Source organism: Pengzhenrongella phosphoraccumulans (assembly GCF_045689905.1).
Taxonomy (GTDB): domain Bacteria; phylum Actinomycetota; class Actinomycetes; order Actinomycetales; family Cellulomonadaceae; genus Pengzhenrongella; species Pengzhenrongella phosphoraccumulans.
In genome coordinates, this window is the sequence record NZ_CP144210.1 from 2244278 (window position 1) to 2270057 (window position 25780).

Annotated in this window: 23 protein-coding genes and 1 pseudogene; 6 read left to right on the plus strand and 18 right to left on the minus strand. The window is 72.0% G+C overall.

All coding sequences use genetic code 11. The features are described 5' to 3' along the window. Positions 1 to 25 precede the first annotated feature (25 nt). The 13 genes from VTA80_RS10385 to VTA80_RS10445 all read right to left on the minus strand — a co-directional run bounded on the left by VTA80_RS10385 (position 26) and on the right by VTA80_RS10445 (position 15131). Positions 26 to 541: a nitroreductase family protein gene (locus VTA80_RS10385; protein ID WP_407345422.1), complete on the minus strand. Its 516-nt coding sequence runs from the start codon at positions 539 to 541 to the stop codon at positions 26 to 28. Positions 542 to 647: 106 nt separating this feature from the next. Continuing rightward, positions 648 to 1460, minus strand: a complete 813-nt coding sequence (locus tag VTA80_RS10390; protein ID WP_407345423.1) for an MBL fold metallo-hydrolase — start codon at positions 1458 to 1460, stop codon at positions 648 to 650. Between the two features lie 41 nt (positions 1461 to 1501). Further along, a complete protein-coding gene (locus VTA80_RS10395) occupies positions 1502 to 3529 on the minus strand; it encodes a TIM-barrel domain-containing protein (RefSeq protein WP_407345424.1) in 2028 nt (675 codons plus the stop codon). Further along, the gene (locus VTA80_RS10400) at positions 3526 to 5514 is read right to left on the minus strand and encodes a glycoside hydrolase family 127 protein (RefSeq protein ID WP_407345425.1); all 1989 of its coding nucleotides are present in this window, start codon (positions 5512 to 5514) and stop codon (positions 3526 to 3528) included. Before VTA80_RS10400 ends, VTA80_RS10395 begins: the two co-directional genes overlap by 4 nt. A gap of 53 nt (positions 5515 to 5567) precedes the next feature. Further along, positions 5568 to 6386: a carbohydrate ABC transporter permease gene (locus VTA80_RS10405; RefSeq protein WP_407345426.1), complete on the minus strand. Its 819-nt coding sequence runs from the start codon at positions 6384 to 6386 to the stop codon at positions 5568 to 5570. Beyond that, positions 6383 to 7378, minus strand: a complete 996-nt coding sequence (locus VTA80_RS10410; protein WP_407345427.1) for a carbohydrate ABC transporter permease — start codon at positions 7376 to 7378, stop codon at positions 6383 to 6385. Before VTA80_RS10410 ends, VTA80_RS10405 begins: the two co-directional genes overlap by 4 nt. 37 nt (positions 7379 to 7415) lie before the next feature. Beyond that, the gene (locus VTA80_RS10415) at positions 7416 to 8681 is read right to left on the minus strand and encodes an extracellular solute-binding protein (protein WP_407345428.1); all 1266 of its coding nucleotides are present in this window, start codon (positions 8679 to 8681) and stop codon (positions 7416 to 7418) included. A 105-nt stretch (positions 8682 to 8786) separates the two neighbouring features. Beyond that, a complete protein-coding gene (locus VTA80_RS10420) occupies positions 8787 to 9806 on the minus strand; it encodes a LacI family DNA-binding transcriptional regulator (RefSeq protein ID WP_407345429.1) in 1020 nt (339 codons plus the stop codon). Between the two features lie 110 nt (positions 9807 to 9916). After that, on the minus strand, positions 9917 to 10201 hold the full coding sequence (locus VTA80_RS10425; protein ID WP_407345430.1) for a hypothetical protein: 285 nt from the start codon (positions 10199 to 10201) through the stop codon (positions 9917 to 9919). Beyond that, positions 10198 to 10872: a DUF2306 domain-containing protein gene (locus VTA80_RS10430; protein ID WP_407345431.1), complete on the minus strand. Its 675-nt coding sequence runs from the start codon at positions 10870 to 10872 to the stop codon at positions 10198 to 10200. Before VTA80_RS10430 ends, VTA80_RS10425 begins: the two co-directional genes overlap by 4 nt. 50 nt (positions 10873 to 10922) lie before the next feature. Further along, on the minus strand, positions 10923 to 11630 hold the full coding sequence (locus VTA80_RS10435; RefSeq protein WP_407345432.1) for a hypothetical protein: 708 nt from the start codon (positions 11628 to 11630) through the stop codon (positions 10923 to 10925). Positions 11631 to 11798: 168 nt separating this feature from the next. Continuing rightward, positions 11799 to 14450 (minus strand): LuxR C-terminal-related transcriptional regulator, encoded by a 2652-nt coding sequence (locus VTA80_RS10440; protein WP_407345433.1) that lies wholly within the window; start codon positions 14448 to 14450, stop codon positions 11799 to 11801. Between the two features lie 84 nt (positions 14451 to 14534). Beyond that, positions 14535 to 15131, minus strand: a complete 597-nt coding sequence (locus VTA80_RS10445) for a histidine phosphatase family protein (protein WP_407345434.1) — start codon at positions 15129 to 15131, stop codon at positions 14535 to 14537. A 122-nt stretch (positions 15132 to 15253) separates the two neighbouring features. Here VTA80_RS10445 and VTA80_RS10450 point away from each other — a divergent pair, with 122 nt between their 5' ends. From VTA80_RS10450 to VTA80_RS10460, 3 genes are all read left to right on the plus strand, one after another. Further along, positions 15254 to 15802, plus strand: coding sequence for an RNA polymerase sigma factor (locus VTA80_RS10450; RefSeq protein WP_407345435.1), 549 nt, complete (start codon positions 15254 to 15256; stop codon positions 15800 to 15802). Next, positions 15799 to 16629, plus strand: coding sequence for a hypothetical protein (locus VTA80_RS10455; RefSeq protein WP_407345436.1), 831 nt, complete (start codon positions 15799 to 15801; stop codon positions 16627 to 16629). The genes VTA80_RS10450 and VTA80_RS10455 overlap by 4 nt, the downstream gene beginning before the upstream one ends. A gap of 132 nt (positions 16630 to 16761) precedes the next feature. Beyond that, positions 16762 to 17349, plus strand: coding sequence for a hypothetical protein (locus VTA80_RS10460; protein ID WP_407345437.1), 588 nt, complete (start codon positions 16762 to 16764; stop codon positions 17347 to 17349). Positions 17350 to 17445: 96 nt separating this feature from the next. On the opposite strand, the gene VTA80_RS10465 is transcribed toward VTA80_RS10460, so the two are convergent. Together VTA80_RS10465 and VTA80_RS10470 are read right to left on the minus strand one after the other, a co-directional pair. Further along, complete coding sequence (locus VTA80_RS10465; protein WP_407345438.1) at positions 17446 to 18150, minus strand: ABC transporter ATP-binding protein; 705 nt, start codon at positions 18148 to 18150, stop codon at positions 17446 to 17448. Between the two features lie 72 nt (positions 18151 to 18222). Then, positions 18223 to 19317 carry an ABC transporter permease gene (locus VTA80_RS10470; protein WP_407345439.1) on the minus strand — a complete coding sequence of 365 codons (1095 nt, stop codon included), beginning with the start codon at positions 19315 to 19317 and terminating at the stop codon, positions 18223 to 18225. Positions 19318 to 19471: 154 nt separating this feature from the next. Here VTA80_RS10470 and VTA80_RS10475 point away from each other — a divergent pair, with 154 nt between their 5' ends. The 3 genes from VTA80_RS10475 to VTA80_RS10485 are packed head-to-tail and all read left to right on the plus strand — an operon-like array spanning position 19472 to position 21765. Then, positions 19472 to 20767: a sensor histidine kinase gene (locus VTA80_RS10475; RefSeq protein WP_407345440.1), complete on the plus strand. Its 1296-nt coding sequence runs from the start codon at positions 19472 to 19474 to the stop codon at positions 20765 to 20767. Continuing rightward, positions 20764 to 21390, plus strand: coding sequence for a LuxR C-terminal-related transcriptional regulator (locus tag VTA80_RS10480; RefSeq protein WP_407345441.1), 627 nt, complete (start codon positions 20764 to 20766; stop codon positions 21388 to 21390). Before VTA80_RS10475 ends, VTA80_RS10480 begins: the two co-directional genes overlap by 4 nt. Positions 21391 to 21441: 51 nt before the next feature. Then, a complete protein-coding gene (locus tag VTA80_RS10485; RefSeq protein ID WP_407345442.1) occupies positions 21442 to 21765 on the plus strand; it encodes a GNAT family N-acetyltransferase in 324 nt (107 codons plus the stop codon). A gap of 121 nt (positions 21766 to 21886) precedes the next feature. On the opposite strand, the pseudogene VTA80_RS10490 reads toward VTA80_RS10485, so the two are convergent. From VTA80_RS10490 to VTA80_RS10500, 3 genes and pseudogenes are all read right to left on the minus strand, one after another. Continuing rightward, a pseudogene (locus VTA80_RS10490) lies at positions 21887 to 23509 on the minus strand (DUF222 domain-containing protein). A 133-nt stretch (positions 23510 to 23642) separates the two neighbouring features. Continuing rightward, positions 23643 to 25103, minus strand: a complete 1461-nt coding sequence (locus tag VTA80_RS10495; RefSeq protein WP_407345443.1) for a gluconate:H+ symporter — start codon at positions 25101 to 25103, stop codon at positions 23643 to 23645. Then, entirely contained in the window at positions 25100 to 25690 is a 591-nt protein-coding gene (locus VTA80_RS10500) for a gluconokinase (RefSeq protein ID WP_407345444.1), read from the minus strand. Before VTA80_RS10500 ends, VTA80_RS10495 begins: the two co-directional genes overlap by 4 nt. Positions 25691 to 25780: the final 90 nt, after the last annotated feature.

Here is a 25780-nt window from a genome sequence, read left to right on the forward strand (position 1 = left end):
CGTGAATGCGGGACTCTGGTCCGGGTCACCAGTGGCCGCGGTGCACGACCTCGTCGAACGGGCGTCGGTTCAGCCGATCGATGACCGCCAAGGGCTTGTCTGCCGGATAGCCGACGGACAGGACGTATGCGAGGAACCGTCCCTCGGGCAGACCCAGGACGGCCCTGGCCTGGTCCTGATCGGCGGCCGCCGCGTGCCCGGTCCCGATCCCCAGGTCGGCGGCGGCGACCATCATCGCGTACGTCGCCTGGCCCAGATCGAACTGCAGCAGGGCCGACTGCCGGTCGTCCTGGGGTAGCGGCGCGACGACGGCGATCGCCGCCGCGGCCCGCGCGACGTGGCCGGCGCCCTGCCACACCTTCGCCAGCTCGACCAGCTGGGCCCGGTCGGTCACCAGGACGAAGTCCCACGGCTGCCAGTTGCTCGCCGACGGCGCGCGGCGCCCCGCCTCGAGGATCCGGTCGAGCGCCTCCGCCGGGACCGGCTGGTCCGTGAACTGCCGTACGTTGCGTCGCGCCCGCAGCGCGTCCCAGGTTTCCATGCCCCTCATCGTGGCCTCGACCGCAGGTCGCCGCCATGGCACGCGCCGGCACTCGTGGTCGACGGCGGGCTCGCCCGGCGAGCGAGGGACGTTCCCGCGGGAACGCCTACCCCCGGGAGAGGCCGGCGAAGGCTCGAACGTGAGCCGCCGTCCCGGTCAGCGGACGCCCGTGGCCGCCGGCCAGCACGGTCGGCTCGAGCCGGGCGAGGGCGTCGATCGACTCCCGGGCTGCGCGCCGGCTCCACGTCGTGTACCAGGGCGGGCCGGACAGGCCCGGTCGCTGCAGCAGGAGGCCCGACCAGGAGTTGACCCGCAAGGTCAGCAGGGCGTCACCCGTGATCAGGACGCGATCTCGGCGCCGCAGGACGGAGATGTGCCCCGGGGTGTGGCCCGGGGTGGGGACGCAGTCCCAGTCCGGCAGACCCGGGACGCCGTCGGCCGGGTCGAAGGTGCGCGCGACCTCGCCCAGGCTGGCCCGGGCGAGCACGGCCGCGCGCCGTCGTGCACCCAGCGCGCGCAGCAGCGGCAGGACGACGAACCGATCGAGCGGGCCGGCACAGGCCTGCATCGCGGCGAAGTCGCCGGTGGCGATCGGCAGCTCGGCCGGGTGCAGGTAGACCGCGCAGCCCCAGGCGCGCGCGAGGTGCAGGGCCGCTCCGGCGTGGTCGGGATGGCAGTGGGTCAGCACGATGGCGGCTGGGCTCGCCCCGGCGCCGAGCAGGACGTCGACCGCACGCTCGATCCGCGCGCCGTCGGCCGCCCAGCCGGTGTCGACCAGGACCCAGGATGCGCCCGAGCGCACGAGGTAGACGCAGGTCTGCGCCCGGCCCCACGGCCCGAGGCAGAACACGTCCGGCGCGATCTCCCACGCGGTGGTGCCCGGTCCCTGCGGAGTTCGAGTCGACGACGATCCGCTCATCTCCCCGACGATCCTCCCTCGCGCCCGGATCCGGGCATCGGTCAGATCCGGCCGACCAGTTCGCCGTGCGACCCGTCGCGGGCGAGCACCGGGATCACAGCGAGCGGTGCCTCGACGACGACGACGCGCCCGCCCTCCAGGACCTCCCCGGTGTGCAGGAGCGTCCAGGTGGCGCCGGCAGGCAGGTACACCTCGCGCGAGGTGGCCCCGGCGACGACGACGGGGGCGACGAGGAGGTCGGGCCCATACATGTACTGGTCGGCGAGGTCCCAGCAGGCGGCCTGCGCCGGGAACTCGTGGAACATGCCGCGCATGATCGGCTGTCCCGACTCGTGGGCCTGCACCATCAGCTCGCGGGTGTACGGGCGCATGGCCTCGCGCAGGTGCACGTACGCGGCCAGGATCTCGTAGACGTCCTCGCCGAAGCTCCACAGCTCGTTGCCGCCGCCGCTCGCCAGCCGGGGCGAACCGTCCTGGGCGCTGACGGGCTCGGTCGGCTTGCGATCACCGTGCAGCCGCATCACCGGGCAGAACGTGCCGAACTGGAACCACCGCACCAGCAGCTCGTGGAACGCCGGGTCGCGGAGGTCGCCGTCGTGGAAGCCGCCGATGTCGGTGGTGAACCAGGGGATCCCGGCCACGCCCATGTGGATGCCGGCGGTGATCTGGCGGCGGTAGTCCTCGAAGGTCGAGTGGATGTCGCCGGACCACACGAGCGCGCCGTACCGCTGGCTCCCGGCCCACGCGCACCGGACCAGGTTGACGATCTCCTCCTGGCCGGCCGCGCGCAGCCCGTCGTAGAACGCGCGCGCGAACAGCTGGGGGTAGAGGTTGCCGATCTGCGCGTTGGTGCCCAGGTGGTAGCGGAAGTTGTCGAAGTCGTAGACGCCGTACTCGGGCTCGGCCTCGTCGAGCCAGAAGGTCTTGATCCCGTAGGCGAGGTAGTTCTTGCGGCACAGGTCCCAGACGAACGCCCGGGTGGCGGGGTTGGTCGGGTCGAGGAACACGCTCGGTCCCTCGAACTGCATCTGCACATCGATGCCGCGCTCGGAGTGCACGAGCAGGTTGTTCTTCTTCATGGCGTCGAAGTTCTCGGACCTCGTCGAGATCTGCGGCCAGACCGAGACCATGAGCTCGACGCCGAGGTCGTGGAGCTCGTCGGTCATCGCCTGCGGGTCGGGCCAGAACTCGGAGTCGAAGCGGAAGTCGCCCATCTGGGGCCAGTGGAAGAAGTCCGCCACGATCACGTCCAGCGGCAGGCCGCGGCGCTTGTGCTCACGGGCCACCTCGAGCAGCTGCTCCTGGTTCCAGTAGCGCAGCTTGCACTGCCAGAAGCCGAGGCCGTGCTCCGGCATCATCGGCGCGTGGCCGGTCGCGTCGGCGTACGACGACGCGATCTCGGCCGGGGTGTCGCCCGCGGTCACCCAGTAGTCGAGCTGCTTGGACGACTCGGCGAACCACTCGGTGCGGTTGAGCGAGAAGGTGGCCCGCCCGATCGCCGGGTTGTGCCACAGGAACCCGTACCCCGCGCTGGACATCACGAACGGGATGCTGGCCTGGGAGTTGCGGTGCGCGAGCTCGAACGTGCTGCCCTTGATGTCGAGGATGTGCTGCTGGTACTGGCCCATCCCGTAGAGCTTCTCGGTGGCGTCGGATTCGAACGCCGCGGTGATCCGGAAGTCGCCGCCGAGGTGCGGCTGCAGGTCGCGCGCCTTGAGGTGGAGCGAGCCGCCGGCGTCGAGCTCCTTGAGCAGCAGGGTGCCGTGGCGGTCGAAGAAGCTCAGCGCGCACCGGTTGACCTGGAATCCCAGCGGGTCCGAGTGGAACGACCGGGCGGTCAGCACGACCGTGAGCCGGCCGTTGGTCAGGCGGGCGACCTCGCCGTCGACGTCGATCGTGACCGGGCAGGCGGGCTGCGGCAGCAGGGCGTAGTCGGTTCCCAGCACGTCAGCCATCACGGCGGACCGCACGCGCACGCTGTGGGCGCCCCACGGCTCGACGACCACCGTCTCGCCGTCGCCGCGCCAGAGGAGCCGGGAGCCGTCGATCTCGAAGATGTCGGTCGTCATTCCGCTGCCTGTCCGTTGGTGGGGGTGCACGGGAGAAACACACGCATGGTCGAGGGTCCTCGCTCCGCCCACGAGTGGTACGGCACGAGCCGCACGTCGATCGCGGCGGTCCCCGTGGCCGGGGAGGGGGCGGTCCGGTAGGGCGCGCCAGGTGAGCCCTCGGCGTCGCCCGGGACGATGATCGCATGCACGACGGCGCCTGGGTCGGCGTCGGTCGGGAGGATCGAGGGATCCAGGCGGAGGTCCGCCAGGGAGACGTCAGCCGGCAGGTCGGTCGACTCCAGGCACAGCACGACCGGGCCGCGTTCGACGGCGACGCAGCCGCGGACCGCATCGATGCGCCCGTCCGGCCAGGTGAACCGCGCCGCGACCCGCAGCTCGAGCCGCAGCATCTCGCCGGGCCGGAGCGAACGGTGCACCTCCACGAAGCCGGGGGCGGCCGGCGTGCGGTGCCCGCTCTCGACGAGCACGGCCCCCGTCGCCCAGGACGGCACGCGCAGTCGCAGTCGCACGGGGCGGCTCGGTGCCGCCACGACGCGGACGACGACGACGCCCGACGTCGGGTAGTCCGTGTCGAGCTCGAGGGCGAGCAGGTCGCCGTCGGGCAGGGTCAGCCGCAGCCTGCTGGGGGCGTACTGCAGCAGGCTGACCGTGCCGTCGTCGTCTACGGCGCCGGCATACAGCTGCCAGGTCGCCAGGGTGCGGGCGATGTTCGTCGGGCAGCACGAGACGTCGAACCAGGGAGCCCTCGCCGCGCCCTCGGCGCGGGGGTTGACGACGTCCTGGGCGGTGGGCTCGCCGGCGACGCGCTGCTGCAGCGGGTTCGCGTAGAAGAAGGCCTGCCCGTCGGGGCTCGGCGACGTCGCGATGACGTTGAAGAACGTGCGCTCCATCAGGTCCGCGTAGCGCACGTCGCCGGTGGCGAGATACAGGCGCCAGGACACCATGTTCGACGCGATCCCGGCGCAGGTCTCGCAGTAGGCACGGTCGGGCGGCAGCTCCCAGTCCTCGCCGAACCCCTCGTCCTGGTGCCGCGAGCCCATGCCCCCGGTGATGTATGTGCGTCGCGTCACCGACGCCGTCCACTGTTTCTCGAGGACCTCCAGGAGTTCGCGGTCGTCGGCGTCGACCGCGACGTCGACCGCGGCGGCAGTCAGGTAGAGCGCGCGCACCGCGTGGCCGCGCCACACCGTGGCCTCCCGGACGGGGAGGTCGTCCTGGAAGTAGGACGCGGACAGGAGCGGGAGCGCGTCGAGCAGACCCCGGCCCCGGCGCTCGACGAACAGGCGGGCCTGGGCGCCGTACCGCGGCTCGTCCAGGGCGCGGCCCAGCTCCGCCAGGCCGAGCTCGATCTCGGGATGCCCGCAGATCGCGACCCGCCCGGACGGCCCGAACTCGCGGCAGACGTGGTCCGCGGCGCGACGTGCGACGTCGACCAGGTCGTCGACCCCGGTCGTCCGCAGGCGAGCGACCGCCGCCTGGAGCAGGTGCCCCACGCAGTAGAGCTCGTGCCCCATCTCGAGGTCGGAGTACCGCCCCTTCTGGCCGACGTGACCGAAGAAGGTGTTGAGGTACCCGTCGGCGTCCTGCGCGCGCGCGATGCGAGCGGTGAGCGCGAGCAGCCGCTGCTCGGTGCGTGGGTCGCGGGTGCGGCCGACGTCCCAGGCCAGCGCCTCCATGAGCTTGTAGACCTCGGAGTCGGAGAACTGCCAGCCGGGCCGGCCGGATCCGGTGGTGCCCTCCGCGACCCGATCGAAGTTGGCCAACCAGCCGAGCTCGTCCATCCAGCGCTCGCAGTGGGCGAGCGTGGCGGCGGTGTTGGTCTCCTGCCGCTGGGCCCAGAAGCCGCCCGTCAGGGAGATCTCCGCGATGCCGAGGCCGCGGCGGTGGCCCTGGGTGGGGACGACGGGCCGCCCGCCGGTCAGGTCGCTGCCCGCAGCAGGGGGAGCCTGCGATGCGGCGGCGGCGGTGTGGGTGATCGTCATGGGCGTTCCTTGCTCCAGAAGACGGACGGGTCGACATGGCCGGTCGGGCTGTCTCAGTCCTTGACGGCTCCGGCGGTGACCCCGGCGGCGACGTAGCGCTGCGCGATCACGAGCAGGACCGCGGCGGGGACGGACGCGACCGTCGCCGTCGCCATGATCGAGTTCCACTCGGTGGTGTTGTTGCCGATGTACTTGTAGATCCCCAGGGTGATCGGGATCAGGTCGCCGTTCCGGTTCAGCGTCGAGGCGAAGATGAAGTCCGACCACGCCCACAGGAACGCGAAAAGCGAGACGGTCAGGAGCGAGTTGCGGCTGATGGGGAGCACGATCGACCGGAAGGTGCGCCACGGTCCGGCGCCGTCGATCGTCGCGGCCTGCAGCAGCTCGCGCTGGATGCCCGCCATGAAGGTCGTGAGCAGCAGGACGCCGAACGGGACCGCGACCGTCGAGTCGGCGATGATCAGGCCACCGATGCTGTTGAGCCAGCCGAGCTTGATGTACATGGAGTAGAAGCCCATGGCCATGATCACGCCGGGGATCATCTGGGCGACGAGCAGGATGAAGTTCAACGTGCCGGCGCCGCGCAGGTGCAGCTGGGACAGCGCGTAGGCCGCCGGGGCCGCGATGACCAGGGTCAGCGCGACCGTGCCCAGCGCGATCAGCAGGCTGGTCGCGAGGTTGGGGAGCTGCTGGCTGAACACGGCGCTGTAGCCGTCGAGCGTGGCGTCCCACGGGAACCAGTGCGGGGGATCGGCGCGCATGTCGGACGTCTTGGTCAGCGAGACGTTGATCATCCAGTACACGGGGAACAGCATCAGCGCGGTGAACAGCACGCCGAGCGCGGTCTTCCACCACTCGCGGCGGCCGGTCATGACTCCTCCATCTGACGCTGCATGCGCAGGTACACGAATCCGAACACCAGGGCGATGAGGATCAGCAGGTTGCCGACCGCGGCGGCGGGCGAGAAGTCGGGTTGGCCGGTGCCGAAGGCCTCGCGGTAGGACCAGATCGCCAACGTGGTCGAGGCATCGCCGGGGCCACCGGTGGTCATGATCCAGATGACGTCGACGACCTTCAGCGTGTAGATCAGGCCGAGCAGGATCGTGATCCCCGAGACGGGCCGGAGCAACGGGAAGGTGATGAGGCGGAACTTCTGCCACCCCGACGCACCGTCCAGCGCGGCCGCCTCGTAGACGTCCACGGGGATGTTCTGCAGCCCGGAGTAGAGGATCACGAGGTTGAACGGGATCCCGAGCCAGATGTTGGCGAGGATCACGGACATCAGTGCGGTGTCGGGCGAGGTCAGCCAGTTGATCTGCCCGATGTGGAAGGCGCCCAGCACCGAGTTGACGATGCCGCTGTCGCTGTTGAGCATCCAGGACCACGTCGAGGCGGACACGATCATGGGCAGCAGCCACGGCACGAGGAACATCCCGCGCAGCAGCCCGTTGAGCCGGAAGTTCTGCCGGAAGAAGACCGCCAGCGCGAGGCCGATGGAGTACTGGAACACGATGGAGACGGCCACGAACAGCGCCGTGTTGACCAGCGCCTTGGTGAACGTGTCGGAATGCACGACGTCCACGTAGTTGGCGAGGCCCACGAACTCCGCGTTGCCCTGGACGAACGCGCGCGTGGTGTAGTCGTGCAGGCTGAGCTCGATGTTGCGGTACAGCGGGAGGGCGTAGAAGGCCACGAGGTACGCCAGGAGCGGCGCGGCGAAGCCGACGGCCGCCCAGCGCGTCCTGCGCGTCTGACGGGAGCTGGTCCCGGCGCGCAGGCCGCGCTTCGGGGGAGCGGACGGCGTGGCCGCCGCTCCCCCGAGGTGCGAGGCGTCCCCGACCGTCATGGTCTGGGTCGTGTTCATGAGTGCATGTCCTCGTCTTAGGCGGGTCGAGCTGGGGTCAGCTGAGCGCGCTCTTGGCCGCCTTCTGGGCCTTCGTCAGCGCGTCGGCCGGGGAGGACGAACCGCTCAGGGCCTCCTGGACCGCGGTCCAGAGCTGCTCGGAGATCTTCGGGTAGTCCGTGCCGAGGTCGTCGGAGGTGCGACCCTTCGCTGCCGCGACGGCGTCGACCCAGGTCGCGAGCTCGGGGTGCTCGGCGAGGATCTGTGCCTGACCGGCCGCCGTCGGCGGGATGTAGTACGCGAAGGTATTGCCCGTCTCCACGAACCCCTCGGTCGTGGTCATGCACTCGACGATCTTCGTGGTGGTCGCGTACCGGCTGTCGTCCTTCTGGACCGGCGTGGTGATGAACTCGCCCCCGGTCGGGGCGGGGGCCGCGCCGCCGTCCTTGGCGGGGATCGTGATGACGCCGGTGGCGAAGCCCGCCTTCGCGGCGGAGTTGATCTGCCACGTGCCGTTGACTCCGAAGCCGAAGTCGCCGGTGAGGAACTCCTCCCAGGTGGTGTTCTGGGAGTTGCTGATCACCGAGTTCGGCGCGAGGCCTGCCTTGACCCAGTCGGTCCACAGCTGCAGCGCGGAGACGGCCTCGGGGGAGTCGAGCTGGGTCAGGTCGGCGCCCGCGCCCCAGAACCAGGGCAGGAACTGGAACGAGCCCTCCTCGGTCCCGATGCCCGCGAAGGTGATGCCCTTCTTGCCCGCCGCGGTGACCTTCTGCAGGGCGGCGGTGAGGTCGGCCCAGTTGGAGATCGAGGCCGGGTCGACGCCGGCGGCGTCGAGCACGTCCTTGTTGTAGTAGATGGCGAGCGTGTTGGCGCCGATGGGGACCCCGTACGTCTTGCCGTCGAGCTGACCGGCAGCGATGAGGTTGGCGTCGATGCCCGACACGTCGAGGCCGAGCTCGTCGGTCGTGGTCAGCATCCCGGTGTCCGACAAGGTCGAGACCGCGGGGTTGTCCAGCAGGATGATGTCCGGCGAGGTCCCCTCCTGCGCGGACAGCAGCGCCTGGTTGGTCAGGGCGGTGGTGTCGTACGCGGTGCGCTCGACCGTCACGCCGGCGTCGGTGCCGCAGGCCGCGACGCGCTTGCCCCAGTCGGAGGTCTCGTCGTGCTGGGGGTACGGGTCCCACCAGGTGTAGGTCCCGCCCCCTGCGGTCGCGTCGCCCCCCGTCGTCCCGGACGATTCCGAGGAGCAGCCGGTCAGGCCAGCGGCCGCCACGGAGAGCACCCCGAAGAGGCCGATGGCACGAAAGGTCGTCGACTTGTTCATCACGTAATTCCTCCTTGAATACGGTGGGTGAAACGGCACAGGAATGAGGACAGACCTGTGGTGTGGAGCGGGGTTCTCGCGCGGCGCGGCCGGCGAGCGGGCGGGTCAGGCCGAGCGGGCCGGTGCGGTGCTTCCGCGCTCGACGAGCTCGGGTGGGATGAAGCGCACGACATGCGGTTCGCGCAGGTTCGGGTTCTCGATCCGTCGCACGACCTGGCGCACGGCCATCTGGCCCAGGCGATCCGGTGCGCTGTCGATCGAGGAGTACGGCAGCGAGAACGTGCGCGCGAACTCGTCGGAGTACCTGCCGATGACCGACAGGTCGGTCGGAACCGAGAGCCCGCGGGCCTGCAGGACGGCGGGCAGGGCGACCGCGGCGGCCTCGTTGTGCACGAGCAGCCCGGTAGCCGTGGGGAAGGTGTCGAGCACCTCGTTGAGCGATCGGCCGACCGCGGGCTGCTGGGCCTCGCCGTACACGGCGTGCAGCGCGACTCCGCGGACCGCTGCCTGGGCGAGCGCCGCGTCACGCAGGCGCCAGACGTACGCGCCGCCACGCGTGACCACGTGCTCGGGCTGCGAGACGAGGACGAGCTCGCGATGCCCCAGATCGGCGAGGCGGTCCACCATCACCCGCCCGGCCTCGGCGAAGTCGAGGTCGAACACGTCGAGATCGGTGCAGTCCCCGGGCAGGCCCACCAGCGCGCTCGGCTGGGCGGCGGTGCGCAGGACGGGGAGCCGGAGGTCGTTGTCCGCGACGTTCAGCAGGACGACGCCGTCGACCATCCGGGAGTCGGTGATCCGCTCCAGAGCCCGGGCGCCGTCCGGGTCGGTGACCATGAGGATGTCGTAGCCGAGCTCGCGGGCGACGTTGGAGATGCCGAGCATGTACTGCAGCATCGCGGGGGCGAACTCGTCCTCGAGGAACTGCACGAGCAGACCGAGGACGTGGGTCTGCGAGGTCGCGAGCGCGCGGGCCCCGGCGTTGGGGGTGTAGCCGAGCTCGCGGACCGCCTCGTCCACCCGTGCGCGCACCTCGAGCGAGATCGCGCGCTTGCCGGACAGGGCGTACGAGGCCGTGCTTCGCGACACGCCTGCGACCCGGGCTACATCACCGATCGTTGCCATCACCGCTCCTGTTCATCGTCGAACCGGTTCGAAGGCTACGCCTGTCTCAGGCGCGCACGCAAGCCTGGTTGGACCCAGGAACGATCGAATCGGTTCGACGACGCCCCGTCCTACCGGGCCGGCTGATGGTCGGTCTGGTGGTCGGCGTCGGCCGCAGAGGCGTGTGCCGCGTCGATGATCGCCACCGAGATCAGGGTGACCCCCAGGTCGCGGATCTTGGTGAGCAGCCCGTGCAGCTCGGCCTGGTCGGCGACGAGCCCGGACAGGCTGGTGGTCCCGTCGTCGTCATGGGTGAGCGTCAGGTCGCCGAACCAGGCCGACCAGTGCTGGTCGAGGTGCCCGGCGACCTGCAGCCGGTAGCCGGCGGGTGCCGGTCGATGGGGGGATCGGGTCATGAGGACCTGACTTTCGCGCTCGCCCTGGCGGTGCGGCTGCTGGCTCGGGCGCCGGCGGTGCGGGCGCCTCGGCTTCGGGGGCTGCGGCGCCGCCGGATGACGTACTCGGCGACGGCGAGGTTGATGATCCAGCCCGCGCCCAGGCCCAGGTCGGTGCTGAGCGCGCTCGTGCCGAAGAGCGCGTGCGCGAAGCCCAGGGTGAACGTCTGGGTTCCGGCGCCGAGGGCGAGGGCGTAGGCGCGGATCATCCACGCCTGGTGGCGGGCGACGTCGCCCTGCCGGATCGCGGCGAAGCCGAGGACGATGCAGGACGCCATCGCGGACCCGAACGCGAGGCGGAACACGAAGGCCAGCTCGCCGGTGCCGGGCTGTCGGTCGTAGAACAGGGTCATCCACAGCCCCGAGAGCGCGACCGCCAGGCCCAGCACCACCACGACGCGTCCGGTCATCCGGTGCCAGCCGGGCCGACGACGTCGGAACCCGGCGGAGAACTGGAAGGCGCCGAGGACGGCGTACCCGATGGCGCCGATGACGTGGAAGAACACGGGCACGGGTGACTCCGTCATGCGCAGGTTGGCGGGCAGGAGGAGCGGGCCGCCGGACAGCTCGACCAGGCGCAGCGAGCCGGCGATGGAGGGGATCAGGACGAGGGCGACCAGCGCGAACGGCACCCACCCGATCGACCGAGTCGACCGGGTGGGGCGAGCCGCCGGGTGGACGGTCACTTGGCGCCAGCCGGGTTGAGTCGCGAGCCCGCAGCGGCCGGCAGGGATCCGGCGACCGGGGAGCCGGCGACGGAGGTGCGCTGGTCGCGCCACAACGAGTAGCCGAGGCCGACCAGGGCGACGCCGGTGGGGATGGCGAAGAGCCGGAAGTTGACGTCGGGCAGCAGGGAGATCGCGACGGTGGCGACGGCACCGAGCGAGAGGAGCGCGGCGGCCCACCGGGCGAGGACGCGGGCACGGAACATCGCGATGCCGAAGAGGAAGCCACCGGCCAGGTAGCAGACGCCCTGGATCATGCTGAGCTGCTGGAACAGGCCGAGGTCGCCGACGGCCTTGCCTCCCGGAACGGCCACCGCCAAGACGTCGGTGACGTAGCCGGGGGACGTGGCGGCGATGGAGGGGATGACGACCGCACCGATGATCTCGGTGCTGAGCATGACCAGGAACCCGGTGGCGAGCACGAGGTACCCGATCAGGCCGAGGATGCCGCTCCGCGTCACCTGACGCAGGTACATGCCGGTGATCCCGGCGAGGGAGAAGACCGCGAAGAACATCTTCATCGTCTGGCGGACCTTCCACTCGGTCGTGGAGATGAAGTCGAGGTCCAGGTGGGGGTGGTTGATCTGGACGCCGATGTACAGCAGGCCCCCGACGACGGCGGCAACGCCGGCCGCCCGGGTGAGGGTGGTGGTCGTGATGGTCATGTCCGGCTCCGTGGTGTCTGGGTGGTGTGCGGCCTGCGCCGCGGGATGCCTTGACGGTAAGGACGGGGGTGGTGACCAGACATCACCACATGATGTGAACCGTCTGGTGAGAACCGTGGTGAGAACCGTGTGGTGAGAGCAGCGCGGTGAGAGCCGACGTCGGTCCGGCTACAGCAGCCCGCGCTCGCGGGCACGGGCGACCGCGGCCCGGCGGCTGGTGACCTCGAGCTTGGTGAAGATCCGCTTGGTGTGGCTGCGCAGCGTGTTGAGCGTGACGAACAGCTCGCGGGCGATCTCCGGCCCGGTCAGCTCGCTGTCGAGCAGCCTCAGCACCTGCAGCTCCCGCTCGCTCAACGGCTCGTTCAACGGCTCGCTCGGCTCGCTCGCCAGCTCGATCGACCGCCCCGCCGACGACGACGTCGGCTGCCCCGTCAGCTCGCCCAGCGGTGCGCCCTCGTCCAGGAACAGGCGCACGTAGCCGTCGGGCTCGGGCGTCTGGGCCCGGGCGTCCGCGAGGGTCTGCCGGGCCTGCGCCCGATGACCCTGCGCGTCCTGCACCAGGGCGAGGAGCAGCTGGATCTCGACGAGGCTCCCGCCGCGCCCGGAGGTCTCGGCGGCGGCGTGCAGGCGCGCCAGCAGGTCCGCCGCCTGGTCGAGCGTGGCGGGGTCGGCGTGGACCCGGTGCTGCGCGAGGATCAGCCGGATCAGCGTGAGGTGGTCGAACTCGCTCAGGTACTCGGCCTCGTCGGTGGCGGCCACGCCGCGTTCGCGGGCCCAGCGCGCCGCCTGGGCCAGGTGACCGTGGGAGATCCAGACGCGGGCCCTGATCGCCGCGATGGGGCGCACCGCGGGGAAGAACCCGGGCAGGTAGAGCTCCTCCGCCGTGTCCAGGTGGGCGATGGCCGCCGGCAGGTCACCCTCGGCGGAGGCGACCCGGCCCCGGGCGACGAACCACCGGTAGCGGCTCTCGGTCATCCCCGCGGCCTCACCGAGCGCGGCGGCGCTGTCGAGGTGTCGCGTGGCGGCCTCGAGGTCGTCGATCTCGTAGTCCAGCTCGCTGAGGCCCACGAGCAGGTCGGGGGTCGCCTTGGCGGCGCGCTCACCCAGCTCCGTCGCGGTCCGCAGGACGCGCTCATAGAGGCGGCGCGCCGTGCTCGGGCGGCCCGCCGCGAGCCACATGTCCGCGAGCACCACGGTGCTGCTCAGCTCGTCGACGAGGTTGCCGGCCGCGTGCAGGCTGGTCACCGCCTGGCTGAAGGTCCCCACGGCGCCCGACACGTCGCCCTGCGCCCACGCGACCATGCCGAGGAACCCGGCCGCGCTGCCGCGCGAGAGATGGTCGTCGGGGCCGGACAGGCCGAGCGCTCTCCGGGCGTGCTCCGCCGTGGAAACGAGATCGCCCTGGGCCTGCGCGAGCGAGGCACGGTAGACGGCGATCGTCGCCGGCAGCCTGCGCAGCTCGTCGGTGTCCGCCCAGGGAGCCGAACCGTCCGGCGCGGCGGCCAGGGCGCGCTCGGCGTCGTCGAGCCGGGGCTCGAGTGCGTCGACGTCGCCGGAGACCAGGAGCATCCAGCCGTAGAAGACGCTCAGCACGGGGCTGCGACGGACGGCGTCGTCGGGCAGGAGCCTGAGCCAGGCAAGCAGCATCGCCTCCTGGCGGTGGCGGCGGATCGCCGGCACCGCCAGCTCCATGAGGTAGACCGCGCGGTCGACATCCCGCGCGGCCAGGGCGTGCCGGACCGCCTCCTCGACCGAGTCGTGCTCCTCGTACCAGCGGCTCGCGCGCTGGTGGAGCTGCGGCACGAGCTCCGGCTGCTCCGCGAGCAGGCGCGCCCGGAGCACGTCGGCGAACAGGTGGTGGTACCGGAACCAGGTCCGCTGGTCGTCCAGCGTGACGAGGAAGAGGTTGGCCCGCTCCAGGGACAGGAGCATCTGGGTGCTGTCGTCGCGGCCGACGACGGCGTCGCAGAGCGGCCCCGTGAGCCGGTCGAGCACGGCGGAGCGCAGCAGGAACTCGCGCACGGGCTCGCTCTGGTGCGTGAGCACCTCCTCGACGAGGTAGTCGACGAGGTAGCGGTCGTTCCCGGCGAACCGGGCGATGAACCCGCTGACGTCCTCACGTCCCTGCAGCGAGAGAGCGGCGAGCTGCAGCGCGGCGATCCACCCCTCGGTGCGCTCCTCGAGCACCTCCACGTCACCGGCCGTGAGGTGCAGCTCGGTGGCCTCGTTGAGGTACGCCGCCGCCTCGTCGGAGGTGAACCGCAGGTCGGCCGCCCGGATCTCGACCAGCTCGCCGCGCCCCCGCCAGCGAGCCAGGGGCAGGTCCGGGTCCGCGCGGGTGCTGAGCACGACGTGGACCTGGGGCGGGAGGTGCTGCAGCAGGAAGGCCACGCCCTGGCCGACGTCGTGGTCGTCCACCAGGTGGTAGTCGTCGAGGACCAGCCACACCTCGTTCGGCGCGGCGGCCAGGTCGTTGACCAGCGCGGTGAGCACGAGCTCGGTCGGCAGGGGGGTGGTGAGCAGGAGCTCCAGCGCCGTCGAGCCGACGCCGGGCACGGCGCCCTGGAGCGCGGTCACGACGTAGGTCCAGAAGGTCGCGGGCTCGTTGTCCGCCGGGTCCAGCGAGAGCCACGCCACGGCACGTTCCACGCCGGCGGACTCGTGCAGCCAGTCCGCGAGGAGCGTCGTCTTGCCGAATCCCGCCGGGGCGGACACCAGCGTGAGCCTCGAGCCCGCGCCGAGCCGCATCCGGTCCAGGAGCCGGGGCCGTGCCACCAGGCCGCGTCGCAGCTGCGGGACGTGCAGCTTCGTGGCAATCAAGGGACCCGCCACACCATCCCCCTTTCCATTCCCGGGAGTCGAAACCGCGTCGAAACCGCGTCGTGGCGCGTGCCGCGGCTCACGCTACCGGGCGGGCACCACCCCGGACGGGACCACGCCCCGGGAGCGCACCGAGCGGGTCCCGTCCGGGTCGATCTGCACGGTCGTCACGCTGGCGTTGGCCAGGGGTTCGAAGGGCTCGGGGGCCACCATCGCGAGGTACGCCAGCAGGGTCACCCCGTGGCTGACGACGAGCACCGACCCGCCGTCCGGGTGGGCCCGCACGATCGCGTCGAACGCACCGGCGACCCGGGCGAGGTACACCCCGACGGGCTCGCCGCCGGGCAGCCCGGGGAACGTCCCGTCGAGGATCCCGCGGAACAGGACGGTGGGGTCGACCTGGCCGAAGAGCTCGGCCTCGGGGCGGGCCTCGAACTCGCCGAAGTTGAACTCCCGCAGGCCGGGGTCGCACATGAGGGCGGTCGTGGGGTGGTGCGCCAGGATGGCCGACGCCGTGGCCACCGTGCGCCCGGCCGGGCTGGCGTACGCCCCGGCGAGGTCCAGCGTCCGCAGGTGCTCGGCCGTGGTCTGCACGCCGACCAGGCCTTCGGCGGTCAGCGGCGAGTCGCACCAGCCCTGCAGCCGTCCGGCGACGTTGTACTCGGTACGCCCGTGCCGCACCAGATGCAACGTGAGGGGCGCGCGGGGGAGGGCGGGTTCTCGGGCATGTGGCCCGATGGTACGCACCCGCGTGATCCGGCCCCGTGGCGGGCCCGATCGTCACGGGCGTGCATGCTGTGGCGATGCTTGACGACTTCGACGAGGTGCTCGTGCGCGCCCGGGTCGGCTCGGCGGAGGCGTTCACGTTGCTCTACGAGGACCTGGTGCGGCCAGTCGCGGCGTACCTCCGCGGCCGTGGGGTGGGCGACGTCGAGGACGTGACGAGCGAGGTCTTCGTGGCGGTCCTCACCGGGGTGAGCGGGTTCGACGGCGACCAGGCGCACTTCCGGTCGTGGGTGTTCACCATCGCGCACCGGCGCGTGGTGGACGGGTGGCGGCGTACGGGCAGGCGTCCCGCCCAGGTGCCGTACGAGCCGCAGGACGACCCCCGCACGGCGTCAAGCGCCGAGAGCGACGCGCTCGACTCCCTCGGTGAAGAGCGGGTTCAGGAGCTGCTCGGCGACCTGTCGCCGGATCAGCGGGACGTGCTCGTGCTGCGCATCGTCGGCGACCTGACCGTCGAGCAGGTCGGCGAGGTCGTCGGCAAGAAGCCGGGTGCGGTCAAGGCCCTCCAGCGCCGTGGGCTGGCCACGCTGCGCCGAAACCTGTCCGTCGAGGGAGTACCCCTATGAGCCCCTTCGACGATGACCACGACATGAGGGCCCTCGACGACACCGACGAGCTGCTGCTCACCGGTCAGGACGTGCCGCCGGCGGAGGCCGGTCTTGCCGGTCGTGACGTATCCGACGGACTCGCCGGGTTCGTCGCCGAGCTGCGGGCGACGGCGCAGGAGCCCGCGCCCCGGCCGAGCGCCGCGCTCGGTGCGCTGCTGCGGGACGGTCTGCCGCCGTCGCGCGTTGCGGCTCGGTCTGCGGCTCGGTCCGCGGCCGGCGCACGGTCGATCCGCGCCTCGGCCTGGCGGCACCCGTGGCGGTCCGTCGCCGGCCTCGGGCTGGCGGCCAAGATCGTGCTCGGCGCGGGAGTCGCGGTCGCGTCCGTGGGTGGCGCAGCGACGATCGACGCGGTGCCCGACGCCGTCCAGCGCCCCGCGCGCGCGGTCGTCACCGGTGTCGCCGGCCTGTTCTCGACCGACCCCGCGGTCCGCGACCCGGGCGCGCCTGCGCCGGTCGGGACGACCTCGACCACCCCGAGCCCGACCGCCGTGCCCCCCGGCGCCGACCCGGACGACGCCGTCGACGGCGCGCCGGGCGAGGGGAACTCCGTGCCTGCCGTTCCCCTGCCCGCCGTCCCTCTGCCCGAGATCACCGGGCCCGAGATCACCGTGCCGCCACTGCCCGGGTCGGGCCGGCCGACGGACCTGCCGACCGTCGTTCCCGACGCCGTCGGCCTCCTGCGGTCCGGGGGCCTCCGGGCTCCGGTCCCTCCGCCGAGCGCCGTCGTGCCGCCGGCTCGGGTCGGCCCCCCGGTATCCGACCCCGACGTGCTGCCCGTCCCCTGACGCGGAGATTGGTCCGGGACGGCCCGTACCCCTAGGGACAGGGCTGGCGATCACCCTCTCGAGAGCGGCACTCGTGCCGCACCCCGAGGTGCTTCGCCTGATCGGCGGGGCGCCAAAGTTGGAGGAGTCACCATGAGCACCACTGCACTCGCGGCCGTTCTGGCCAAGTTCGCCAGCCTCAACGTCGCAGGCAAGGCCGTCGCCGGCCTCGCCGTGGCGGCTGGTGCCGTCGGCGGTGTCGGCGGCGCGTCCGCCGTGGCCGACCACGCCTTCGAGGCCCCCGAGACCGCGCACGTCGCCGTCGTCGAGCAGTCCGACGCCACGCTCGAGACGACCGACGGCGACCGCGCGGCCGCCGCCCAGGCGAAGGTCTCCGCCGACGCGGACGCCGACGCGACCGAGAACGAGGCCGCTGACGCTGACGCGACCGTGGGTGCCGAGGTCGGTGCTGGCGAGGTCGGTGCCGGCGTGACCGGTGCCGGCGCGGCCGACCTGCCTGACGCCGCCGCCTTCGGCCAGAGCGTCGCCGCGGACGCCCGCGTCGACGGTGTCGACGGTGCGGAGATCTCCGCCCAGGCCCGCGCGAAGGCCGGGCTCGACGCCGCCGTCGGCCACGAGGCTGGCGCGGACGCTGCCGTGGACGCTGCGGTCGGCACCGCTGTGGACGCGGCCGCCGGTGTGACCGGCACGGTGAACGGCACGGTGAACGGCCACAAGTAGCACGACAGGTAGCACGACAGAACGGCACGACGGCCCCCGTGGATCACGTCCACGGGGGCCGTCGTGCCGTTCCAGGGTGTTTCGACCGTCCGGCGGTCAGCGCGCGGCAGCAACCGCGAGCGCGGGGACAGTCTCGAGGCGCCCGTCGAGCATCCGGACGGTGCGGTCGACCGAGCTCAGCGTGGACGCGTCGTGGGACACGATCAGGGTCGCCGCGTCGAGCTCGCGGGCGAGTCGCGTGATCAGGTCGATGATCTGGGTGCCGCGCGCGTGGTCCAGGGCGGAGGTCGGCTCGTCGACGAGGAGCACTCGCGGGGAGCCGATCAGTGCGCGGGCGATGGCGACCCGCTGGCGCTGGCCGCCGGAGAGCTGTGCCGGGCGTTTGCCGGCGTGGTCGGTCAGCCCGACTTCGGCGAGCAACGCCATGGCCTGCGCGCGGACGGTGGCGGGCCGCCGGCCGCGGAGGTGGGCGTGCAGCTCGAGCTGCTCCAGCGCGGTGAGCGATGCCAGGAGCTGCGGGGCCTGGAACACGATGCCGATCTGGTCGAGCCGAGTGCGGGTTGCCACCGCCAGCGTGCTGACCTGCGTGAACACGACGTCTGCGCCGATGCGCACGACACCGGACGTCGGCCGGGTCAGGCCCCCGGCGACCGCAAGGAGGCTGGACTTGCCCGATCCGGAGGGGCCGAGCAACGCCGTGGTGGTGCCGGACGGGATGGTCAAGCTGACGTCGTCGACCGCCGTGAGGGTCGAGCCGCCGTCGGGGTAGACGAGGGTCAGGTGGTCCAGGTGCAGGTCCATCGGGTTTGCTCCTTGGTGGGCGGGTCGGTGGGGGATCAGATCGGCGGGGGATCAGATCGGTGGGGGATCGGGTCAGTGGGCGGCGAGCGCGGCGTGGGGATCCACGCGGGTGATCCGGATGATGGCGAGGGCGGCACCGACCAGGCCCATGACGACCAGGGCGACCGCAGGCAGCGCAGTGGTGGCCGAGCTGACCACCACCGGGACGGTGCCCGACAGGAGCGCCGCGCTGGCGATCGCGAGCACCGTGCCGGCACCCACCCCCAGCACGAGCACGACGACGGCCTGTCCGATGGCGTCGCGCAGCAGGTACGCGGTCGACGCACCCAGGGCCTTGAGCACCGCGACATCACCGGCTCGCCCGATGGTCCACACGGTGAAGAACGCGCCCACGACCAGCGCCGAGATCGCCATGAGGAAGACCTGCATGGTGGTCAGGGATCCGTTCTCGGCCGAGAACGAGCCGATCGCGCTGCGTGCCTGCGCCGTCGTGACGGTGGTGGTCCCCGTGGCGGCGTCGGCGGTCGTGATCACGCTGGCGTCCGGGGAGTCGAACGTCAGGGCGATGACGGTCGCCACGTCGCCCGTCTTACCGGCGCCCCGGGCACCGATGGCCTGCCAGTCGTCCAAGGTGGTCCAGATGACCGGCGTGTGCGCGAAGGACAGCTCCTCCGCCCGCACGGCGCCGACGCGGAGGTCCTCGCCGGCGATGGTGACCGTGTCGCCCGTGCCGACGGACAGCGCCTCGGCGGCGCCGGCGGAGAGGACGACCGTGCCCTCGGCAAGGTTCTCGGAACCACGCGGCACCAGGGCTGAGGCGGGCGCAACGCCGAGGGCGGTGACCGACGCCGTGGTGGAAGTCGACTCCGCGCGGGTCATCGCCACCCCGAGCGGATCGGCGCTGACCACCCCCGGCACCGCGGCCCAGGCCCGCCACTGCTCGGCCGTCACGCTGGAGGCGGTGAACTCGGGCGTGTCGGCCGGGTCGGACATCGCGAACGCGAGGTGGTCCGCCGAGAGATCGGTGATGGCGGACGTCGACTCGCGGGAGAGGCCGGCGGTCAGGGCGGCGAGAAAGGTGACGAGGAACGTGATCAGCGCGATCACGACGAGCATGAGGCTGAAGCGGCCACGGGCGTGGCGCAGGTCGCGCAAGGCGACGAACATGGTGGACCTCCGGGTCGGTGGTGACCTCCTCAGCCTCGCGGCGCGGGCGCCCGTTCCCATCGGGCCGCCGGATGGTCGGCACGGGTCGAAGGGTGGCGCGCAAGCTCCATCCTTTGGCTGATGCAGTGCCGTGAGCAGTGGCTACCGTTGCGGGGTGCGTGCACATTCCCTGTTCCCGGTCACCCGCGGGCTGCTGATCGGCCTGGACATCCTCATGGCCGGACTCGTCACCGTCGCGGTGCTGCAGGTCGACCCCGATGTGGCCCCGTGGGTGACTGTCGTCGCAGGGCTGGGGTTCGGCGGCTGGTACGGCTGGGGCCGCTCGACGATTCGCGTCCACGAGGCCCCGATCGCGGCGCCGCGCGGGGCCTGGTGGCCGGCGGGGGCCTGGGTGCTCGGCCTCCTCGTGCTCTGGGTGGCGCTGCTGCTCACGAGCACCGCCGCCCTCTGGATCGCGTTCCCGATGATGCTGCTCCAGATGCACGTCCTCGGACCTCATCGCGGCGTCCTGGCCGTCGGCGTGACCACCTTTCTGGCCGTGGGTGCCGGCCCCCTCGAACGTCTCGGCACCGACGCGTCGATCGGTTTCATCCTCGGACCGGTGGTGGGCGCCGCCGTCGCGGTCGCGGTGATGCTCGGGTTCGAGGCCCTGGCGCGCGAGTCCGAGGAGCGTCAGCGCACCGTGGTGGAGCTCACGGAGGCTCGCGAGCACCTGGCCGCGGCCGAACGGGACGCCGCCATCGCCGGTGAACGGGAACGGCTCGCCCGGGAGATCCACGACACTCTCGCCCAGGGCTTCTCGGCGATCGAGCTGCTCCTGCGCGCCGCCGACGCGGGTATCGGTGTCGACGACGCGCGTGTACGCGGCTACGTCGACCAAGCGCGCAGGACCGCGCTGGACAACCTCGGCGAGGCCCGCCGGTTCGTCCGGGCCCTGGCACCCGCAGACCTCGACGGTGCCACCCTCGTCGCGGCCCTCCAACGGGTCGCCCAACGCGCGCAGGACACCGCGGCGAGCGAGGGCGCACCCGAAGCGCTCGTCATCAGTGTGGAGACCTCGGGACCACGGCGCGCCCTGCCGATCGCCGTGGAGGCGGCGCTGGTTCGGGTTGCCCAGTCGGCGCTGGCCAACGTCGTGCAGCACTCCGGCGCCGGGAGCGTGGCCGTCACGCTGACGTTTCTCGAGGGCGAGGTGATTCTGGACGTCGTCGACGACGGGTGCGGCTTCGATGGTGACCGGCAGCCCGACCGGACGCGTCCTGGCGGCTTCGGGCTTGTCGCGATGAGCTCCCGCGCGCTCGAGCTCGGCGGGACCCTGGTGGTGGAGACCGCACCCGGGGACGGCACCGCCGTGGCGGTCCGCCTACCCACGGGCGACCCCGCCGGGATCGAGCCGACCGTGCACCCCACCGTGCACCCCACCGACGACGAGCTCCAGGAGGCACGGTGATCGACGTCGTGCTCACCGACGACCACCCCGTCGTGCGGGCCGGCCTGCGCGCCGTGATCGAGAACGAGCCGGACATGCGCGTCATCGCCGAGCTCGCAACCGCCGAGGAGCTCGTCGCTCGGGTCCGACGCGGGGAGACCGCGGACGTGCTCCTCGTGGACCTGCAGTTCGGTCCCGGCCGGCTGGGTGGCGCCGACGCAACCCGCCAGATCGTGGCCGCCGGGGGCCCACCCGTGCTCATCCTCACCACGTACGGCTCCGACTCCGACATCCTCTCCGCGATCGAAGCCGGCGCGGCCGGGTACTTGCTCAAGGACGCGCCCACCGACGAGCTCACCGCCGCCATCAGGGCGTCCGCCTCCGGGGCGACCGCCCTCGGTCCGGCGATCCAGGCCCGGCTCCTGAACCGTTTGCGCCACCCTTCGGTCTCGCTGACGCGCCGTGAGCTCGAGGTGCTGAGCCTGGTCGCGCTCGGGCGGTCCAACGACGCCATTGCGCGCGAACTGTTCCTCTCTCGCGCCACCGTCAAGTCACACCTCGCACACACCTACGACAAGCTCGGGGTGCAGTCACGCACCGAGGCGACCGCCACCGCCCGGCAGCAGGGGCTGTTGCCGCCCTAGCCCCGGCGGACGCGGGGATGCGTTCCGGCTGACTGTGCTTGAGTGGCCCGCATGACAACGATCGACGTCCAGGACGTCCCCGACCAGCACCGCTACGAGGCCCGGATCGACGGCGACCTGGCCGGGTTCATCGAGTACCGCGGCTTCGAGCACGGCGGCGCCGGCGTGCAGGTCGTGCTGTTCCACACCGAGGTGGACCCTGCGTTCGGGGGCAAGGGTGTCGGGTCGGTCCTGGCCCGCGGCGCGCTCGACGACCTTCGTGCCCGCGGTGCGCGCGTGATCCCGGAGTGCACCTTCGTGGCGGGGTGGATCGCGAAGCACGAGGAGTACGCGGATCTCGTGGTGGACGAGGACGACGCCGTCCCGACCGCCTGACCGGCTGCTGCGTCACTGAGCTGCTGCGTCACTGAGCTGCTGCGTCACTGAGCTGCCGCGTGACCTGACCATCGCGTCACTTGACCTTTGGGTCACTTGACCCGGACGTCACACGTAGAGGTCAGAACGGTGGTTCGGGGTCCCAGTCGAGTGGTGGTTCGTGGCCGGGGGGTGGTTCGGGTTGGTGGGTGTAGGTGTGCCCGGTGGGGGTGGTCCAGGTGACGGTGCCGGGCTGGTCGGGTCGGGTGGTCAGGCGCCAGTTGGCGTGGGTTTTGATCAGGTGGTCGCGTTTGCACAGGTTGCCGAGGTTGGCGGCGGAGGTGGCTCCGCCGGTGCCGTCGGGGTGGAACGGTTCGCGGTGGTCGAGCTCGCAGCGGTGGGCGGGGATGGAGCAGATCGGGGACAGGCATTGCCGGTCGCGGGCGCGCACGATCCGGGCGAGGTCGGCCGGTGGGTGGTAGCGGGTCCGACCGACGTCCAGGACGGTGCCGGTGACCGGGTCGGTCACCAGCCGCCGCCACGTCCCGGCGGTGGCGAGTCGGCGGGCGGTCTGTGCGGTGATGGGCCCGTACCCGGCCAGCTCCCCGGGGTTGTCGTCCAGGCCGAGCAGGGTCGCCAGGGACACGGTCACGTCCACCCGCACCCCACCGAAACCCCCGACCCCCAGCCCGGGCGGGTTCGCCGCGGTCGGTGAGGATTCGGCCGGCACGGGTGCGGAGCCCCGGGGCAGCCCGAACGCCGCACCGGGCGGGAACGCGGCACCGGCCGGGCAGGTCGTGGCGCCAGGTCGCGTGGGGGGGCCCGCGGCCTGCGTGCCCGGGTGGCCGAGCAGGGTGTTGGTGAACGCGTCGGCGCGGAGCTGGTCGGGGGTGCGGGGGTCGCCGGTGGTCTTGGTGGTGCGGGCGGCGGTGGACAGGGCGGTGTCGATCGCGGCGGCGGTGGCGCCGGGCAGGACGGCCCAGATGCCGGCCATGCCGTCGGGCAGGACCTTGGGGTGGCACACCCGGCGGTCCTTGACCGCGCGGATGGTGCGTTGTTAGGCGTCGGTGGGGTCCACCACGATCAGGGCTTTGGCCAGGTCGCGGCGTAGCTGGGCGTGGGTGCGTCGGCCCGCGCCGGGCAGCACCCGGGCCTGCACGTCCACCGCGACCTGGACCGCGACGTCACCCAGGACGGCGGCGAAGATCTTCGCTTTGCCCCAGTCGATGTGACCGGCCTCCAACGCGACCCCGGTCAGGGTCAGCGGGCCGGTGAGCAGCCGGGCGGTGTCCACCAGGTTCCGTCCGGCCTGCCGGGAGGTCCCCAGGGCGGCGGCGACCTCTTCCCCGGCCACGTTCGGCTGGGAGACCTTCACGGGCCAGTACGGGTTCATCGACTCCCGGCGCGACAGCACCTCGATCGCCGCGAGCTGGTGGGCCCGCGCGGTGGACGCGTCGCGTTCCAGCCGGGCGATCAGCTCCACGAGGTGGAAGTCGTCCAACCGCTGGGCGGCGACCTGCGCGTAGTCCCGCGGATCGACCGGCTCCCCGAGAGCGGCGTCCATCGCCGCCCACAGGCTTGCGATGTCCGCCGACGGCTCCACCCACGACGCGGGTGCGTCCCACGGAGTGGGTTCGCCGCCGCGCGCGAGCGTCTGCGCGGAGGGGTCCCCGTCCGGGGCGCACACAGGCCGCTGACCTGCCGCGATGCCCTGAGATCCACGTCGTTCGAACATGTGTATGACTCTAGAACGAGCCACCGACATCCACCCACGACGCAAACCGGCCCTCCACGCAGCACCGCCCCGGTGAAGATGACTCCACGCCGAGGCGGTGCTGATGGCTGTCGTGCCGCGCGGCGCCGGGAGACTGACTCCGGCCGCCGTCGGGCACGAACGGCTAGATGACGATGCCGAGCAGCAGCACGAGCACGAGCCCCGAGACCGAGATGGCGGTCTCCATCAGCGACCAGGTGCGGATGGTCTCCCCGACCGTCAGGCCGAAGTACTCCTTGACCAGCCAGAACCCGGCGTCGTTCACGTGGCTGAAGAACAGCGAGCCGGCGCCGATGGCGAGCACGAGGAGCGACGTCTCGCCGCTCGACATGGTCAGGGCGAGCGGCGCGAGGATGCCCGACGCCGTCACGGTGGCGACGGTCGCGGAGCCCGTGGCCAGGCGGATCGCCACGGCCACGAGCCAGGCGAGCAGGAGCGGCGAGAGGCTGCTGCCGGCGATGGCGTCGGCGAGCACGTTGCCGATGCCGGTGTCGACGAGGGTCTGCTTGAACCCGCCGCCGGCGCCGACGATGAGCAGGATGCCCGCGATCGGGGGGAGCGACTTCTCGAGCGAGCTGGCGAGCTGGGAGCGGTTCATGCCCGAGCCGCGGCCGAAGGTCCACATCGCGACGAAGACCGCGAGCAGCAGGGCCACGAGCGGGGTGCCGAGGAGGTCGAGCGTGACGCGGACCGTGGTGCCCTCGGCCGCGAAGATGTCGACGACTGCCTTGCCCATCATCAGCACGACCGGGAGCAGGACGGTGAACAGCGTCACCCGGAAGGTCGGGCGGCGGACGTCCACCGGGGCGGCCGGGTCGAGGATCGCGGTCGCGGTGCTCGTGGCGGTCGCGGTTCCCGTGCCCGTGCGGGCGGTGGGCGAGCCGGCCGACGTGCCGCCGGCGGCGGGCAGGATCGGGGCGGACTTCGGCACCCAGCGCGCCGCGTACTTGGCGAACATCGGGCCGGCCAGCGCCACGGTCGGGATCGCGACGAGCAGGCCGAGCACCAGGGTGAGGCCGAGGTTGGCGTTCAGCGCGGAGACGGCGACCAGCGGACCGGGGTGCGGGGGGACCAGGCCGTGCATGACCGAGAGCCCGGCGAGCGCCGGGATCCCGATCCGCATCAGCGGCAGGCCCGAGCGGCGCGAGACCAGTAGGATCACCGGGATGAGCAGCACCAGGCCGATTTCGAAGAACATCGGCAGGCCGATGAGCGCGCCCACCAGGGCCATCGCCCACGGCAGGCTCCGGGTGGTGGCCTTGCGCAGGATCGTGTCGACGATCTGGTCGGCGCCGCCCGAGTCGGCGAGCAGCCGGCCGAACATCGCGCCCAGGGCGATGAGGATGCCGACGCCGCCCACGGTGGCGCCGAGGCCGGTGCTGAAGCTGGTCAGGGCGTCCTTGACCGGGACCCCGGCGAGCACGCCGACCGTGATCGAGCCGATCGTCAGGGACAGGAACGGGTGCAGCTTGAGAACGGTGATCAGCAGGACGATGGCGGCGATGCCGGCCAGGGCCGCCAGCACCAGCTGGGTGCTGCCGGCGTCGGTCAACGCCTCACCGGCTGCGAGAAGGGTCATGCTCATGAGCGGTCTCCATTGAGGTTCTGAGCGGTGTCATGCAGAGCGGTGTTGTGCAGAGCGTTGAGATGCAGTTCGTTGAGCTGCAGAGCGGTGGTGAACTCGTCGACGATGCTGTCGACGGGGTGGGTGAGGTCGAGCGCGTCGCCGCGCTCGTCGGCCTCGAGCGGCTCGAGGGTCTCGAGCTGAGAGGTGATGAGCGAGGCGGGCATGAAGTGCCCGGGCCGGTTCGCGACCCGCTCGGTCAGCACGGCGGGGTCGCCGGTCAGGTGCAGGAACACGACCCCCGGAGCGGCCGCGCGCAGCACGTCGCGGTAGCGGCGACGCAGGGCGGAGCAGCCGACGACGGCGCCGTCGGCCTCGCGCTCGGCGAGCCAGGCACCGATCGCGACCAGCCAGGGCGCGCGATCGTCGTCGTCCAGGGGGTGGCCCGAGGCCATCTTGGCGACCGAGGCCGCGCTGTGGAACTCGTCGGCGTCGGCGTACTCGAGCCGGAGGCGGTCGGCGAGCGCCTGGCCGACCGTGGTCTTGCCCGATCCGGAGACGCCCATCACCACCACGAGCGGGTGGGTGGTCGTCGGGTGTTCGCTCATGCGCGCTGCTCCTCGGCAGTGAGGTCCCGAAAGGGGGATTCGGCCGTCGGTGGCCGTGGCTCACCTTGAGCCATTCATGCTACGAAAGCA

Bases quoted from the DNA above. Each gene is read 5' to 3' on its own strand.
- VTA80_RS10495 (WP_407345443.1), bottom strand. From the start codon at position 25,103: ATGAGCATGACCCTTCTCGCAGCCGGTGAGGCGTTGACCGACGCCGGC.
- VTA80_RS10455 (WP_407345436.1), top strand. From the start codon at position 15,799: ATGAGCCCCTTCGACGATGACCACGACATGAGGGCCCTCGACGACACC.
- VTA80_RS10390 (WP_407345423.1), bottom strand. From the start codon at position 1,460: ATGAGCGGATCGTCGTCGACTCGAACTCCGCAGGGACCGGGCACCACC.
- VTA80_RS10410 (WP_407345427.1), bottom strand. From the start codon at position 7,378: ATGAACACGACCCAGACCATGACGGTCGGGGACGCCTCGCACCTCGGG.
- VTA80_RS10385 (WP_407345422.1), bottom strand. From the start codon at position 541: ATGGAAACCTGGGACGCGCTGCGGGCGCGACGCAACGTACGGCAGTTC.
- VTA80_RS10435 (WP_407345432.1), bottom strand. From the start codon at position 11,630: ATGACCATCACGACCACCACCCTCACCCGGGCGGCCGGCGTTGCCGCC.
- VTA80_RS10465 (WP_407345438.1), bottom strand. From the start codon at position 18,150: ATGGACCTGCACCTGGACCACCTGACCCTCGTCTACCCCGACGGCGGC.
- VTA80_RS10420 (WP_407345429.1), bottom strand. From the start codon at position 9,806: ATGGCAACGATCGGTGATGTAGCCCGGGTCGCAGGCGTGTCGCGAAGC.
- VTA80_RS10400 (WP_407345425.1), bottom strand. From the start codon at position 5,514: ATGACGATCACCCACACCGCCGCCGCCGCATCGCAGGCTCCCCCTGCT.
- VTA80_RS10450 (WP_407345435.1), top strand. From the start codon at position 15,254: ATGCTTGACGACTTCGACGAGGTGCTCGTGCGCGCCCGGGTCGGCTCG.
- VTA80_RS10485 (WP_407345442.1), top strand. From the start codon at position 21,442: ATGACAACGATCGACGTCCAGGACGTCCCCGACCAGCACCGCTACGAG.
- VTA80_RS10470 (WP_407345439.1), bottom strand. From the start codon at position 19,317: ATGTTCGTCGCCTTGCGCGACCTGCGCCACGCCCGTGGCCGCTTCAGC.
- VTA80_RS10395 (WP_407345424.1), bottom strand. From the start codon at position 3,529: ATGACGACCGACATCTTCGAGATCGACGGCTCCCGGCTCCTCTGGCGC.
- VTA80_RS10405 (WP_407345426.1), bottom strand. From the start codon at position 6,386: ATGACCGGCCGCCGCGAGTGGTGGAAGACCGCGCTCGGCGTGCTGTTC.
- VTA80_RS10415 (WP_407345428.1), bottom strand. From the start codon at position 8,681: ATGAACAAGTCGACGACCTTTCGTGCCATCGGCCTCTTCGGGGTGCTC.
- VTA80_RS10500 (WP_407345444.1), bottom strand. From the start codon at position 25,690: ATGAGCGAACACCCGACGACCACCCACCCGCTCGTGGTGGTGATGGGC.
- VTA80_RS10425 (WP_407345430.1), bottom strand. From the start codon at position 10,201: ATGACCCGATCCCCCCATCGACCGGCACCCGCCGGCTACCGGCTGCAG.
- VTA80_RS10460 (WP_407345437.1), top strand. From the start codon at position 16,762: ATGAGCACCACTGCACTCGCGGCCGTTCTGGCCAAGTTCGCCAGCCTC.